The sequence below is a fragment of the Streptomyces ruber genome (genome assembly GCF_014648075.1).
Lineage (GTDB): Bacteria > Actinomycetota > Actinomycetes > Streptomycetales > Streptomycetaceae > Streptomyces > Streptomyces ruber.
On record NZ_BMQK01000028.1, the window covers coordinates 39,066 to 53,040 of the forward strand.

The window sequence follows — 13,975 nt, forward strand, 5'->3', positions numbered from 1 at the left end:
GGTACCGGACGATTTCTCGTCATGTTAACGCGATCGCCCGGCGGGCCCTGCGGGTTGTCCACAGGCTGTGGGTATCCGCGGGTCGCGGCGCCTTCCGCGTCGGCTCCCGGGCGAAGCCGGATGCCGCGCGCGTGGGACGCACGGCATCATCCCGGGGTGAGCGATACGACGAAACAGTCCGCCGGCATGGCGGAGGAGACCGGGGACGACGCCGCGTCGGTCCGCAGACGGCGGCTCGCACGGCGGAAGGCGGCCCACCGCGCGGCACGGCGGGTCCTGGCGCGCCCCGGCCACATGGCGACGATCGGCGACCGGCTGGCGCTGCTGCACGGGACGGCGCCGCGCCTGTACGACCTGGACGAACCGGTGGACGTCTACGGCGCCGGGGTCGTTACGGCCCTGGAGGAGCGCGTCGCCGGGCTGCTCGGCAAGGAGGCCGCCGCGTTCTTCCCGACGGGGACGATGGCCCAGCAGGTCGCCCTGCGCTGCTGGGCGGGCCGTACCGGCAACCCGGCCGTGGCCCTGCACGCGCTGGCCCACCCCGAGGTGCACGAACGGCACGCGTTCAGCACGGTGAGCGGGTTGCGCACGGTCCGTGTCACGAGCGAGCCGAGGCCGCCGACCGCCGACGAGGTGCGCGGCCTGGAGGAGCCCTTCGGGGCGCTGATGCTGGAGCTGCCCCTCAGAGAGGCCGGTTTCGTCCTGCCCTCCTGGGAGGAGCTCCGCGAGGTCGTCGGCGCCGCGCGGGAACGGGACGCGGTGGTGCACTTCGACGGTGCCCGCCTGTGGGAGACCACCACCCACTTCGGGCGTCCCCTGGACGAGATCGCGGACCTCGCGGACAGCGTCTACGTGTCGTTCTACAAGTCCCTCGACGGCTTCGGCGGAGCCGCGCTCGCCGGTCCCCGGGCCCTGGTCGAGGAGGCGAAGGTCTGGCGGCACCGGTACGGCGGCCAGGTCTTCCAGCAGTTCCCGACCGCGCTGTCGGCCCTCGCCGGCCTGGAGAACGAACTGCCCCGGCTGCCGGAGTACGTGGCCCACGCGCGCGTGGTGGCCGCCGCGCTGCAGGAGGGGTTCGAGGCGGCCGGGCTGCCGTGGGCGCGCGTCCACCCGCGCCGGCCGCACACCCACGAGTTCCAGGTCTGGCTGCCGTACGACGTCGACGTGCTCACGGAGGCCGCGGTCCGGCAGGGCGAGGAGACGGGGACCCTCCTGTTCGCGGACACCTGGGACCGTGGCGGCCCGCACGTGTCCGTCACCGAGATCGGCGTACGGGCGGCCGGGCTGGAGTGGACGGCCGACGACGTGCGGGCCGCCGTCGCGGACTTCGCCGGCTTCCTGCGGGAGGAGGTTGCCCGGAGGGAGGCGGCGGAGGACGAGGACGCCCCGTAGGGGCAGCGCCGGGTCAGTCGGACCGGATGTGCTTCAGGCCCACCCGGGCCTGTCGCAGCCGGGTCCGCAGCGCGCCCTCCCGGTCCGGGGTGAGCGTCAGGCCGGCCAGGACGGCGATCCGGCCCGCCGTCCTCGGCACGGTCGGGTCGGTCCACAGGTGCCCGGCGAACTCCGGTTCGCGCAGCCGTGTGAGGCCGCGGTCGAGCTGGGCGACGGCCCAGCTCCCCCCGGGGGCGGCCCCGCGTCCGCCTTGCCACCTGCCGACGCTGATCGCTCTGACCGGTCCCGGAGAGCGGCCGAGGCCCCGTTCACGCAGCCGGCCGACGGTCTCCGGGAAGTGGCCGGGGCCGATGACCGTCATGGGGGCGATCACCACGCCGTCGTGCCGGGTGAGGGTCGGGCCGAGCACCTCGACCACGCCCTGCCGCCACGACGCGAGGTCGTGGAATGCGCCCAGCGGTTCCCGCGGCAGCGTGCGGTGCAGCCCGAAGCCGACGCGCCCGGGAGCGCAGATCACCCTGCCGGGCAGCCGGCGCCGGATCTCGTGTGCGGGCTGCGTCCTGGCGGCTCACCACCTCCGAGAGGATCATTGATCCACGGAAGCACACATCAGGCGTTCAGCCCCGTCCCCCCGCCCGCACCAGCCCCGTCTCGTACGCGAGGACGACCACCTGCACCCGGTCGCGCAGGCCGAGCTTGGTGAGGATGCGGCCGACGTGCGTCTTCACCGTCGCCTCGGAGAGGACCAGGCGGGCCGCGATCTCGCCGTTCGACAGCCCCTGCGCCACCAGCACCGTCACCTCGCGCTCCCGGTCGGTGAGCCGCTCCAGCGCCGTGTGCCGGAGCTCCTCGCCGCGGCCCGGCAGCAGGGGCGCGAACCGGTCGAGCAGGCGCCGGGTGGTGGACGGTGCGACGACCGCGTCGCCGCTGTGCACGGAGCGGATGGCGGCGAGGAGCTCGCCGGGCGGCACGTCCTTGAGCATGAAGCCGGAGGCGCCCGCCTTGAGCCCGGAGAAGGCGTACTCGTCGAGGTCGAAGGTGGTCAGGATCAGCACCTTCGGCGGCTCGGGCTCCGCGCAGATGCGGCGGGTGGCCTCCACGCCGTCCAGCTTCGGCATGCGGACGTCCATCAGGACCACGTCGACCGGGGTGGACCGTACCGTCTGCAGGGCCTCGACGCCGTCGCCCGCCTCCGCCACGACCTCCATGTCCGGCTGGGCGGCGAGCACCATCCGGAACCCGGTGCGCAGCAGCACCTGGTCGTCGACGAGCATCACGCGGATCGCCGCCATCGGGACCTCTTTCCTCGGGTGGTCCGGACGCGTGTCCGAACGGGTCTTACAGGTGTCAGTACGAGCCGTGCGTCATCGCCGGTACGTCAGGGGGCGGGCTTGAGCGGCAGCAGGGCGCTGATGCGGAAGCCGCCGCCGGGCCGCGGCCCCGCGTCCAGGGTGCCGCCGACCATGCCGACACGCTCCCGCATGCCGATCAGGCCGTGTCCCTGACCGTCGAAGCCGCCCTCCTCGTACAGCTCGTGCGGGGCGCCCTTGCCGTCGTCCTCGACCAGCAGCCCGAGGCCGTCGTCGAAGTAGACCAGGCGCACGCTCGCGCCGGCGTTGGGACCGCCGTGCTTGCGGGTGTTGGTGAGGGCCTCCTGCACGATGCGGTACGCGGTCAGCTCGACGCCGCTGGGCAGGGGGCGCGGGGTGCCCTCGATCCGGTAGTCGACGGGGAGCCCGGAGCTGCGGCACTCCTCGATGAGCTCGCCGAGCTGTTCGACGTCGGGCTGCGGAACGTACTCGCCGCCCTCCTCGTGCTCGCCGGTGCGCAGCACGCCCAGCAGACGACGCATCTCGGCGAGCGCCTGGCGTCCGGTGGACGAGATGGTCTCCAGGGCGTTCTTCGCCTGGTCGGGCGCGGCGTCGAGGACGTACGCGGCGCCGTCGGCCTGGACCACCATCACGGAGACGTTGTGGGCGACGACGTCGTGCAGTTCGCGGGCGATGCGGGCGCGTTCGGCGGCGACGGCGACCTTGGACTGCGCCTCGCGCTCCTTCTCCAGCCGGGCGGCGCGCTCCTCCAGCTGTGCGAAGTAGGCGCGGCGGGTGCGCAGCGAGTCGCCCATCACCCAGGCGAGGGCGAAGGGCACCGACTGGAAGACCGCCAGCGCGATGTTGCCCAGCGGGCCCGTCACCTCCGTGGGCCAGCGCAGCACCGACAGCGGCCCCGCGCACAGGCCTCCCACCAGGGCGAACCGGGAGGCCCAGCGGGCTCCGGTCGCCGCCACCGTGCCGATGATCACCAGCATGGCGAGGTCGGCGGCCGACGGCGCCGCGTCGAGGACCAGCTGCGCCACGCCCACCGCGGCGGCCAGCAGCAGCATCTTCTCGGGCATGCGCCGCCGCAGGGCCACCACCAGGCAGAGCAGCACGGTGATCGGGACGACGACGGCCGGCAGGTCGGCCCTCGTGTCCTCCTGGGTGGTGGCCGCCCCCACGACGGAGAAGCCGAACAGGACGAGGGCCCAGAAGCCGTCCACCCCGGTCGGGTGCCTGCGGATGAAGTCGTAGAGGCGCTGCACGTGACAAAGCGTAGGGAAGCGTGGTGTGTGCAGAAGTCAACCGGAGGGCCGATCCCCGACCGGCGTGTGTACTCCCCAAGGTGGAGGCCCGCCCGTCCGCGGCGCTTAGCCTGGCCCGGTGAGCGGTGCGGTTGCGGACAGGTGGCGGGGGTGGCGGGAGGCCACGGAAGAGGCGTTGTACGGGCCCTGCGGCTTCTACCGGCGCCCCGGGGGCCCCGGTCCCGCCGGGCACTTCCGTACCTCGGTGCACGCCTCGCCGCTGTTCGCCGCGGCCGTGGCCCGGCTGCTGTGCCGGGTGGACGCGGCCCTCGGGCACCCGGCCGACCTCGCGTTCGTGGACATGGCGGCAGGCCGGGGCGAACTGGTGACCGGGGTGCTGGAGGCCCTGCCCGCGGACGTGGCCGCCCGCGCGCGCGGGTACGCCGTCGAGCGCGCCGACCGCCCCGATGAGCTCGACCCCCGGATCGCGTGGCTGCCGTCACCCCCCGAGGGCGTCGCCGGTCTGCTGTTCGCCAACGAGTGGCTCGACAACGTCCCCGTCGACGTCGCCGAGGTGGACGCCGAGGGCGTACCGCGCCGGGTCCTCGTCCACCGGGACGGCACCGAACGTCTCGGGGAGCCCGTGGCGGGTGCCGAGGCCGAGTGGCTCGCGCGCTGGTGGCCGCTGCCGGCGGAGGAGGGGCTGCGCGCCGAGATCGGACTGCCCCGGGACCGGGCCTGGGCCGCCGCCGTGGGTTGCGTCGACCACGGACTCGCCGTCGCCGTGGACTACGCGCACACGGCGGGAACCCGCCCGCCCTTCGGCACGCTCACCGGGTTCCGGCAGGGGCGCGAGACGGCGCCGGTCCCCGACGGCTCCCGCGACATCACGGCCCATGTCGCCCTGGACGCCTGCGCGCTGCCCGGCGCGAGCGTCGTCACCCAGCGCGCGGCCCTGCGCGCCCTCGGCGTCTCCGCGGGCCGCCCCCCGCTGGCCCTGGCGGCCACGGACCCCACGGCGTACGTACGGGCGCTGGCGGGCGCGGGCGAGGCGGCCGAACTCACCGCGCCCGGGGGCCTCGGCGACTTCGGCTGGCTGCTGCAGCCGGTGGGCGTCCCGCGGGACGCGCTCGGCCTGCCGGACGCCTAGCGGAGAGTCGGCCGGACCTGCCTGGCCGGTGGACCTACCTGGCCGGTGGACCTGCCTGGCCGGCGGACCTGCCTGGCCGGCCGGACCTACTTGTCGATGTCGCCGACCACGAAGAACAGCGATCCCAGGATCGCCACCATGTCCGACACGAGCGTCCCCGGCAGCAGTTCCGTGAGTGCCTGGATGTTGTTGTACGAGGCCGAGCGCAGCTTCAGCCGGTACGGGGTCTTCTCGCCCTTGCTGACCAGGTAGTAGCCGTTGATGCCGAGCGGGTTCTCGGTCCAGGCGTAGGTGTGGCCCTCGGGCGCCTTGAGGACCTTGGGCAGCCGCTGGTTGACCGGCCCGGGCGGCAGTTCGGCGAGCCGGTCGAGGCAGGCGTCCGCGAGGTCGAGCGCGTTGTGGGTCTGCTCCAGCAGGCACTCGAAGCGGGCCAGGCAGTCGCCCTCCTGACGGGTGACGACCTTCAGGGTGTCCGTCAGCTCCGGGTACGCGAGGTACGGCTCGTCGCGCCGCAGGTCGAAGTCGACCCCGGAGGCGCGGGCGATCGGCCCGCTCACCCCGTACGCGTGCACCGCCTCCGCGGAGAGGACGCCGACGCCCCGCGTACGCCCCCGGAAGATCTCGTTGCCGAGCACCAGGTCGTCGAAGACGCCCATCCGCGAACGCACCGCGGCGACCACCCCGCGCGCGCGGGAGGGCCATCCGGCCGGAAGGTCCTCCTTGAGGCCGCCCACGCGGTTGAACATGTAGTGGATACGGCCGCCGGAGACCTCCTCCATGACGTTCTGGAGGTCCTCGCGCTCGCGGAACGCGTAGAACATCGGGGTGATGCCGCCGAGCTCCAGCGGGTACGACCCGAGGAACATCAGGTGGTTCAGCACCCGGTTGAGCTCGGCGAGCAGCGTGCGCAGCCACACGGCGCGCTGCGGCACCTCCATGCCGAGCATGCGCTCGACGGCGAGGACCACGCCCAGCTCGTTCGAGAACGCGGAGAGCCAGTCGTGACGGTTGGCGAGCATGATGATCTGGCGGTAGTCGCGCGCCTCGAAGAGCTTCTCGGCGCCGCGGTGCATGTAGCCGATCACCGGTTCCGCGCGCAGGATGCGCTCGCCGTCGAGCACGAGCTTCAGCCGCAGCACTCCGTGCGTGGACGGATGCTGGGGTCCGATGTTGAGCACCATGTCCGTGCTCTCGGCGGCACCGCCGATCCCGACCGTGGTCTCCGTCGTAGGAGTCATGGGAACAGTCTGTCGTACGTAGGCTGGCCGAATGGAGACGGGGACCATGGACGACGCGGGACACGCCCCCGGGGGCGGGACGGACTCGGACGACAGTACGAGTACGGATGCAGGTGCGGGTACCGGTACGGGTACGGACTCGGCGGACCCGCGTGGTGGGCCGGTCTGGAGCGGGCTGCCCCGTGGGCTGCTGCGCATGCGACGGCTGCTGCTGGTGGTGTGGCTGGGGCCGCTGACCGTCGCCGCGGCCGTGGTGCCGGGCCTGCTGGCCGGGCCGGTGTGGGGAGTGTTCGCGCTGCTGCCCCTGGCCCTGCTGCTGTGCGGCTGGCCGATGCTCGGCCGCAACTGGCGTTCCTGGCGCTACGCCGAACGCGCGGACGACCTGCTGATCAGCCGGGGCGTGCTGTGGCGCCAGGAGACGGTCGTGCCGTACGGGCGGATGCAGCTGGTCGAGGTGACGTCCGGGCCGGTGGAGCGGCACTTCGGGCTGGCCGGTGTGCAGCTCCACACGGCCGCGGCCGCCACGGACGCGCGCATCCCGGGGCTCGACCCGGCGGAGGCGGAACGTTTGCGCGACCGGCTCACCGAGCTGGGCGAGGCCCGATCGGCGGGCCTGTGAACACGCCGCCGGGCACGTCGTCGGCCGTTCCCGCGGAGAGCAACGGGGACATCCCGAGCGCGGACGAATCCGTCATCGAGCACCGGCTGCACCCCGTGACCCCGCTGCGGCGCGCGTGGGCACCGCTCGCCGCGCTCATCGGCTGGGCGGTGCACGACCTCGACCAGGCCCAGCGGCAGCTCGCGAAGCTGACCACGACCTCGCTGCTCCTGGGACTGGCCGTGCTCGTGCCCGCCGCCGCCCTGTACGGCTTCCTGACCTGGTGGTTCACTCACTTCGCGGTGACCCCGACGGAACTGCGCATCCGTACCGGCCTGTTCTTCCGGCGGACGGCCCACATCCGGCTGGAGCGGATTCAGGCCATCGACGTGACCCAGCCGCTGCTGGCCCGGGTCGCGGGCGTCGCCAAGCTCAGGCTCGACGTCATCGGCACGGACAAGAAGGACGAACTCGCCTATCTGGGGGAGGCGCACGCCCGCGCCCTGCGGGCCGAACTGCTCGCCCGCGCGGCCGGTCTCGCGCCGGAGACCGCGCACGAGGCGGGCGAGGCACCGGTGCACCGGTTGCTGCACGTCCCGGCGGGCGCCCTGGTCGCGTCGATCCTCCTCAGCGGCGCCGCCTGGGGCACGCTGATCGCCGCCGCCGTCGTGCCGACGGTGCTGTGGTTCGTCACGCACAACCTGTGGACGGTCCTGGCGGCGGCGGTGCCGCTGGTCGGCGCGGCGGGCGCGAGCAGTGTGGGGCGCTTCGTCGGGGAGTACGACTGGGCGGTCGGCGAGTCGCCGGACGGGCTGCGGATCGACCACGGACTGCTGGACCGCACGCACGAGACGGTGCCGCCCGGCCGGGTGCAGACCGTACGGATCGTCGAACCCCTGTTGTGGCGGCGCCGGGACTGGGTGCGGGTCGAACTGGACGTGGCGGGCTCGTCGAACTCGCTGCTGGTGCCGGTGGCGCCGCGGAAGATGGCCGAGTCGGTGGTCGCGCGCGTGCTGCCCGGGGTGACCGTGCCGACCGCACCGGTACGGCCGCCGCGGCGCGCCGCGTGGTGCGTGCCGATCTGGTGGCGCGGGTACGGCCTGGCCGTCACCGACGACGTGTTCGCGTCCCGGCAGGGACTGCTGCGGCGCAGCATCGCGCTGGTGCCGCACGCGAAGGTGCAGAGCGTACGGCTGGCGCAGGGGCCCTGGAAGCGGTTCAGGGGCCTCGCCGACGTGCATGTGGACACCGGCGCCAACAAGACGGTGACCGCCCGGCTGCGGGACGCGGACGAGGCGGCGGAGCTGCTGCAGGCCCAGGCCGACCGGTCGCGGACGGGGCACGGGAAGGCACGGCCGGACCGCTGGATGGCGTGAGGCCACGCACGGAGGGGCGGCCGCCCCTCCGTGGTGGTCCCGTGGTGGTCCCGTCGTGGTCCCGCTGTCGTCAGGAGACGGCGCTGCGCAGCCCCTGCAGGCTGATCGGCTCGGTCTCGTCGTGCGCGGTCAGGTCGATGACCTGGCCGGCACCCTGCACGTTCTCGTCCGCCGGCTTGAACTCGGAGTCGGCCTCGGCCTTGTGCGGCGCGTGCGCCTCCTCGCCGGCCACGTCCGCGAGGTCCTGGCTCCGCAGGTCGTTCGGCACGTCGTTCCGCACGTCGTCCCGCGCCTCGTCCGGGACGTCGCGCTGCCCTTCCTCGACGGCCGAGGACTTCTGCGTACCGAAGAAGTCGAAGCCGCCCTCGCCGGCCGGGCGCCGACGGGGGGCCGCCGGTACGACGGCCACGGCGGTCGGCACCGTGAAGTGACCGGAGGCACGCCCCGGCAGGGCGGGCGCCGACGCGGAGGGGACCGTGGTGGCCGTCTCGGGGGTCAAGAAGCCGTCGCCGGACGCGGCGGCCGTGGGTCCGGCGGGCTGCTCGGCCGGCTGGGACGTCCCGGCCTGCTGGGGCTGCTCGGCCGGCCGGAGCGGCGAGGCCGACAGGAGCGGCTCGGTGGCGGCGGTGAGGTCGTCGGCGGCTTCGGAGCTCTCCGGCTTCTCCAGCCCCTGACCGTCGGCCGTCTCCGGGCCGTCGGCCGCGGCCGTGGGCGTCTCCGGGCCGTCGGCCGTCTCCGGGCCGTCGGCCGCGGCCGTGGGCGTCTCGGGCCAGCCGCCGCCCGCGCCGTCGTCCTCGGCGAAGGCGCCCGCTGTCTTGCCGGCGCCGCCCTTGCCGATTCGGTTCAGCGCGGCGTCGGCGTGCAGGAAGAGCGAGAGGCCGGCCGGGGAGAAGACCGCGCGCCCGGTCGTGCCCGCCCCACCGGTACCGCCCGTTCGGGTGACGGGCTCCTCGCCGCCGTCCTTGACCGCCCGCTCGACCACCTGCTCGGCGGCGCCCTCCGCGGGAGCCGTCGGCGCGGAAACCGTGGCCGGGGCGGAGGACGCCTCTATGGCCAGCAGCCGACGGCCCTCCAGGGCCGACGCGCGCTCCGACTCCGCGGTGGCGTACCGGCGCAGCAGGGCCGCGTGCTCGTTGCGCAGGCCCGCCAGCTCGGCCCGCTTGGCGCGCAGCTTCTCCTCCAGGCGCCGGCGCAGCTCGCGGGCCTCCTCCAGGTCGGACTCCAGCTCGGCGACCTGCTCCTCGAAGCGCCACTCGTCGCCGGCCCGCGCGCGGGTGAGTTCCGCGACGCGCCTCCCCGCCTGCGCGTCCCAGCGGCGCATGACGATCGCGCCCGTGACCGCCGTCAGCGCGGCGACCACGGCCAGCGACCGGAGCACGTACGGCTCCGAGAACAGCCAGGGCCCCAGGGCGCAGACGACCGAGACGCCGGCGATCGCCGAAAGAGGCAGCAGCCTGTGCAGGGGCGGTGAATGGCGATGACGTCCACGTGGCATGGCCAGAAACTTACCGCGCGTAGGCGAATCATGGTGCTCCGCGAGGTAAAAACACAGCCACCTCGAAGGTGTTGCCCTGTCACAAGTGCCGACAACCACGCCGGACCCCGTGGATCAGGTCCCGTAAGCGTTTGCGAAGACTATGGGCCACTCTGCCGATCGGCCACCCGCTCGACGGCCTACTTTTCGATCAATCCCTTCGACTCCAGGTACTCCGCGGCGACGTCGGCCTCCTTCTGGCGCTCCTCGTCGACCTTCCGGTTCAGTTCCGCAAGATCATTCGTGGTGAGCGTGTCCGTCAACTTGCCGAGTACGTCGGCGATCTCCTGGTCGCCCGCATCCTTGGCATTCACCACGGGGAGCACGTTGTCCGCGTTCTGCAGCCTCTTGTCGTCCTCCAGCAGCACGAGGTCGAAGTTGTCGAGCGTGGCGTCCGTGGTGGTGGTCAGCACCAGCTGGTCGGTGCCGTTCTTCACGGCCTGCTTGGCCTGCGTCGTCCCGACGCCCTTCGGGTCGATCCCGGCGACGTCGATGCCGTACGTCTTCTCCAGCCCCGGTGCGCAGAACGGCCGCGTCTCGCACTCGTCACCGGCCGCGATCCTGACCTCGACACCCGATTCGCCGAGATCGGAGAGCGTCTTCAGGTTGTGCTCCTCGGCGAATTCCCGGCTCACCGCGAACGCGTTCTGGTCGACGGCCTCTCCGGGCGGCAGCACCTTCAGGCCCCGGGGCTCGGCGAGTTTCCTCAGCGCGGCGACCGTGGCGTCGACATCGCTGGACGCGACCGGCTCCGCGTCCGGACCGTTCTCGTCGAGGTTGAGGAATTCCGCGAGGGTCGCCGCGTATTCGGGAACGACGTCGATCGCGCCCTTCTCCAGTTGAGGCGCGTAGATCTCGCGGTTCTCGACGGTCCGCACCGTCGCGTCGTAACCGGCGTCGGACAGCAGCTGTTTGTAGAGCTCGCCCATGACCTTGGCCTCGGTGAACCCGGCCGCTCCCACGACGAGTTCGCCCTTGCCGCCGCCGGACGCGCTGCCCGAACCCTGTTCCTCCAGGCTGTCCCCGCCGCACGCCGCGAGCATTCCGGTGAGCGCGCCGACGGCCACCGCCGCTACCGCGGTCCGGCGGATTCCGCGTGCGCCCCGGCGTCCGCTCGCCCGGCCCGTGCCGCCGATTCTGCTGTTCATCAACACCCTGCTCATCGACACCCCAAAAATTCCGGCCCGTCCACGGGGCCGTCGGCAATTACGCAATTACTTCGTGGCGCCGGACGCGGCGCGGCCCGGCCGGCCCGTCCGTATCCGGCCCACCTTGACCCGGGTCACCGGCGACGGATCGCATACCCGCCCCGCCAGCACGAGCACCCCTTCGACCAGCAGCGCGAGCAACGCCACCAGGAAGGCGCCCGCCACCACCTGGGGCGTGTTCTGCAGGTTGAACCCGGCGGTGATGATCCGCCCCAGTCCCCCCTCACCGGCCATCGCGGCGAGCGTGGCCGTGGCGACCACCTGCACCGCCGCCGACCGCAGCCCCGTCATGACCAGCGGGTACGCGAGCGGCAGCTCGACCCGGAGGAAGACCTGCCCGCCGCTCATGCCCATGCCGCGCGCCGCCTCCACCACCGACCGGTCCACCTCGCGCATGCCGATGTAGGCGTTGGTCAGCAGCGGCGGCACCGCGAACAGCACCAGCGCGATCAGCGTCGGCAGGTCCCCGTGCTCCCCGAGCGGGGTGAGCGTCAGCAGCACCAGCACCGCCAGCGTGGGCACCGCCCGCCCGACGTTGGAGAGGTTCACCGCGAGCGCGCCGCCCTTGCCGAGGTGCCCGAGCCACAGGGCGAGCGGCAGCGCGAGCAGACAGGCGACCACGAGGGTGACGCCCACGAAGTACAGGTGCTCGCCCAGCCGGTGGTACACGCCCGACTCGCCCTGCCAGTTGCTGTCCGTGGTGAGCCAGTCGAGGGCCCCCGAGATCGCGTTCACGCCGGCTCCGCCACCTTCTCCGCTCGGGCGCGTGTTCGACTGCGCTGCGGCCGCCGCGCCCGCGTCCACGGTGTGAGCAGTCGCTGCACCCACAGGAGCAGCAGGTCGGCCGCCAGGGCGAGCAGCACGCACAGGACGGACGCGGTGAGCACCTGCGCCTTGAAGGTGCTGTCGAGGCCGCCGAGGATCAGCGTGCCGAGGCCGCCGTAGTCGACGATCGCGCCCACCGTCGTCAGCGCCACCGTGGAGACCGTGGCGATCCGTATGCCCGCGAGCACCGCCGGCAGCGCGAGCGGCAGCTCGACCTCCCACAGCAGCCGCAGCGGCCCGTACCCCATCCCGCGCGCGGCCTCCACGGCCTCCTCGGGGACGGCCTGGAGGCCCGCGAGGATGTTGCGCACGAGGATCGTCAGCGAGTACAGCACCAGGCCGGTGACGACCAGCGCGGCGGACAGCCCGAACAGCGGCAGCAGCAGCGAGAACATCGCCAGCGACGGGATGGTGTACAGCACGGTCGTCAGCCCCAGCACCGCACCGGCGACGGAACGCCTGCGGCGGGCCAGCAGCGCCAGCGGGAAGGACACGAGCACGCCGAGCGCGACCGAGACGGCCGTGATGCCCACGTGCTGCACCGTCGCGTCGAACAGCTCCTGGCCGCGGGTGCGGACGTACTCCCCGCAGATCCAGGCGTTCTCCACGAGACAGTTCTGCCGAGTGCTCACCCGCCGCACCTCCCCCCGAATCGTCGAACGCATGCGGCTGGACCGAACAGTTCTTGTGTTCTTGACTTGCCGGTGACCTTAGCCGCTGCCACCGACAATCGCCGAGAGACACCGCGCGCCCGCAACACCGCCGTCACACAGTTACGGCCGCCCACGGCCACAATGGGGAGTCATGATCCGGTTCGAGCACGTCACCAAGCAGTACGCGGACGGCACCACGGCCGTCGACGACCTGTCCTTCGAGGTCGCCGAGGGCGAGCTGATCACGTTGGTCGGCCCGTCCGGCTGCGGCAAGACCACCACGATGAAGATGGTCAACCGGCTCATCGAACCCACGAGCGGCCGCATCCTGCTCGACGGCGACGACATCGCCGGCGTCGACCCGGTGGAGCTGCGGCGCCGGATCGGCTACGTCATCCAGCAGGTCGGCCTGTTTCCGCACCGCACGGTCCTCGACAACACCGCGACCGTGCCGCACCTGCTGGGCGTCAAGCGCGCGAAGGCCCGGGCGCGCGCCGCCGAACTCCTGGACCTGGTCGGCCTCGACCCGTCCGTCTACGGCGACCGCTACCCCGACCAGCTCTCCGGCGGCCAGCGCCAGCGGGTCGGCGTGGCCCGGGCGCTCGCCGCGGACCCGCCCGTACTCCTCATGGACGAGCCGTTCGGCGCGGTCGACCCGGTCGTGCGCGAGCGGCTGCAGAGCGAGTTCCTCAGGCTTCAGCAGTCCGTGCGCAAGACGGTGCTGTTCGTGACCCACGACATCGAGGAGGCCGTACGGCTCGGCGACCGGATCGCCGTGTACGGGGCCGGCCGCATCGAGCAGCTCGACACCCCGTCGGCGGTGCTGGGCGCGCCCGCGAACGAGTACGTGGCCGACTTCGTCGGCGCGGACCGGGGCCTCAAGCGGCTGTCCGTGACGCCGATCGAGGAGGGCGACCTGGAGCAGCCGCCCGTGGTGCACCTCGACGACCCGCTGCCCAGGGACCTGGGCGCGCGCTGGGCCGTGGTGCTGGACCGGGACGACAACCTGCACGGCTGGATCTCCGCGGAGCACGCGCGCGTGCGGACCGGCACCGTGCGGGAGCACGCCCGCCGCATGGAGGCCTGGCTGCCCGTCGGCGCGCCGCTCAAGCAGGCGTTCGCGACCATGCTCCAGCACGACGCCGGCTGGATAGCGGTCATCGACGACGCGGGCGAGGGCCGTTTCCTCGGCGTCCTCACCCCGTCCCGCCTGCACGAGGCGCTGCGCCGCTCCACGGCGGCGGACGCGCGGGACATCGCGCGCGCGGACGTGCGCCTGGAGACGGTCAGCAACCACTGACCGCGACCACTGACCGCGACCACTGAGCGCGCGGCCCGACGCCCGGGGGGGTGCCTCTATGTCTTTGGTCAAGCGGGGCGTGGGGTTCTGGGTTCGTAGAAGGTGCCGTCGCGGAGCATCGCGAACAGCACGTTGATCCGT

Annotated in this window: 13 protein-coding genes; 5 read left to right on the plus strand and 8 right to left on the minus strand. The window is 73.1% G+C overall.

The window, feature by feature from the left end:
- The first annotated feature begins 186 nt into the window (after positions 1-186).
- Positions 187-1,392 carry a threonine aldolase family protein gene (locus IEZ04_RS32985; protein WP_229821445.1) on the plus strand — a complete coding sequence of 402 codons (1,206 nt, stop codon included), beginning with the start codon at positions 187-189 and terminating at the stop codon, positions 1,390-1,392.
- Between the two features lie 13 nt (positions 1,393-1,405).
- Here the strand turns inward: IEZ04_RS32985 and IEZ04_RS32990 are convergent, their stop codons facing one another.
- The 3 genes from IEZ04_RS32990 to IEZ04_RS33000 all read right to left on the minus strand — a co-directional run bounded on the left by IEZ04_RS32990 (position 1,406) and on the right by IEZ04_RS33000 (position 3,973).
- On the minus strand, positions 1,406-1,909 hold the full coding sequence (locus IEZ04_RS32990) for an ATP-binding protein (protein WP_373296396.1): 504 nt from the start codon (positions 1,907-1,909) through the stop codon (positions 1,406-1,408).
- 100 nt (positions 1,910-2,009) lie between these two features.
- Positions 2,010-2,684, minus strand: coding sequence for a response regulator transcription factor (locus tag IEZ04_RS32995; protein WP_189220676.1), 675 nt, complete (start codon positions 2,682-2,684; stop codon positions 2,010-2,012).
- Positions 2,685-2,770: 86 nt separating this feature from the next.
- On the minus strand, positions 2,771-3,973 hold the full coding sequence (locus tag IEZ04_RS33000; RefSeq protein WP_189220677.1) for a sensor histidine kinase: 1,203 nt from the start codon (positions 3,971-3,973) through the stop codon (positions 2,771-2,773).
- Between the two features lie 118 nt (positions 3,974-4,091).
- On the opposite strand from IEZ04_RS33000, the gene IEZ04_RS33005 reads away from it, so the two are divergent.
- On the plus strand, positions 4,092-5,102 hold the full coding sequence (locus tag IEZ04_RS33005; RefSeq protein ID WP_189220678.1) for an SAM-dependent methyltransferase: 1,011 nt from the start codon (positions 4,092-4,094) through the stop codon (positions 5,100-5,102).
- Positions 5,103-5,188: 86 nt separating this feature from the next.
- On the opposite strand, the gene IEZ04_RS33010 is transcribed toward IEZ04_RS33005, so the two are convergent.
- Entirely contained in the window at positions 5,189-6,340 is a 1,152-nt protein-coding gene (locus IEZ04_RS33010; RefSeq protein ID WP_189220679.1) for an NADH-quinone oxidoreductase subunit D, read from the minus strand.
- A 31-nt stretch (positions 6,341-6,371) separates the two neighbouring features.
- Between IEZ04_RS33010 and IEZ04_RS33015 the strand changes: the two genes are divergently transcribed.
- Entirely contained in the window at positions 6,372-6,959 is a 588-nt protein-coding gene (locus IEZ04_RS33015; RefSeq protein WP_189220680.1) for a PH domain-containing protein, read from the plus strand.
- A complete protein-coding gene (locus IEZ04_RS33020) occupies positions 6,944-8,314 on the plus strand; it encodes a PH domain-containing protein (protein WP_506004867.1) in 1,371 nt (456 codons plus the stop codon). Before IEZ04_RS33015 ends, IEZ04_RS33020 begins: the two co-directional genes overlap by 16 nt.
- A gap of 70 nt (positions 8,315-8,384) precedes the next feature.
- Here IEZ04_RS33020 and IEZ04_RS33025 read toward each other — a convergent pair whose 3' ends face one another.
- The 4 genes from IEZ04_RS33025 to IEZ04_RS33040 all read right to left on the minus strand — a co-directional run bounded on the left by IEZ04_RS33025 (position 8,385) and on the right by IEZ04_RS33040 (position 12,513).
- Positions 8,385-9,809 (minus strand): hypothetical protein, encoded by a 1,425-nt coding sequence (locus IEZ04_RS33025; RefSeq protein ID WP_189220682.1) that lies wholly within the window; start codon positions 9,807-9,809, stop codon positions 8,385-8,387.
- Positions 9,810-9,988: 179 nt separating this feature from the next.
- Positions 9,989-10,996, minus strand: coding sequence for an ABC transporter substrate-binding protein (locus tag IEZ04_RS33030; protein WP_189220683.1), 1,008 nt, complete (start codon positions 10,994-10,996; stop codon positions 9,989-9,991).
- 66 nt (positions 10,997-11,062) lie between these two features.
- Positions 11,063-11,791, minus strand: a complete 729-nt coding sequence (locus IEZ04_RS33035; RefSeq protein ID WP_189220684.1) for an ABC transporter permease — start codon at positions 11,789-11,791, stop codon at positions 11,063-11,065.
- Complete coding sequence (locus IEZ04_RS33040; protein WP_229821442.1) at positions 11,788-12,513, minus strand: ABC transporter permease; 726 nt, start codon at positions 12,511-12,513, stop codon at positions 11,788-11,790. Before IEZ04_RS33040 ends, IEZ04_RS33035 begins: the two co-directional genes overlap by 4 nt.
- A 172-nt stretch (positions 12,514-12,685) precedes the next feature.
- Between IEZ04_RS33040 and IEZ04_RS33045 the strand changes: the two genes are divergently transcribed.
- Positions 12,686-13,834, plus strand: a complete 1,149-nt coding sequence (locus IEZ04_RS33045) for an ABC transporter ATP-binding protein (RefSeq protein ID WP_189220686.1) — start codon at positions 12,686-12,688, stop codon at positions 13,832-13,834.
- The last annotated feature ends 141 nt before the right edge of the window (positions 13,835-13,975 follow it).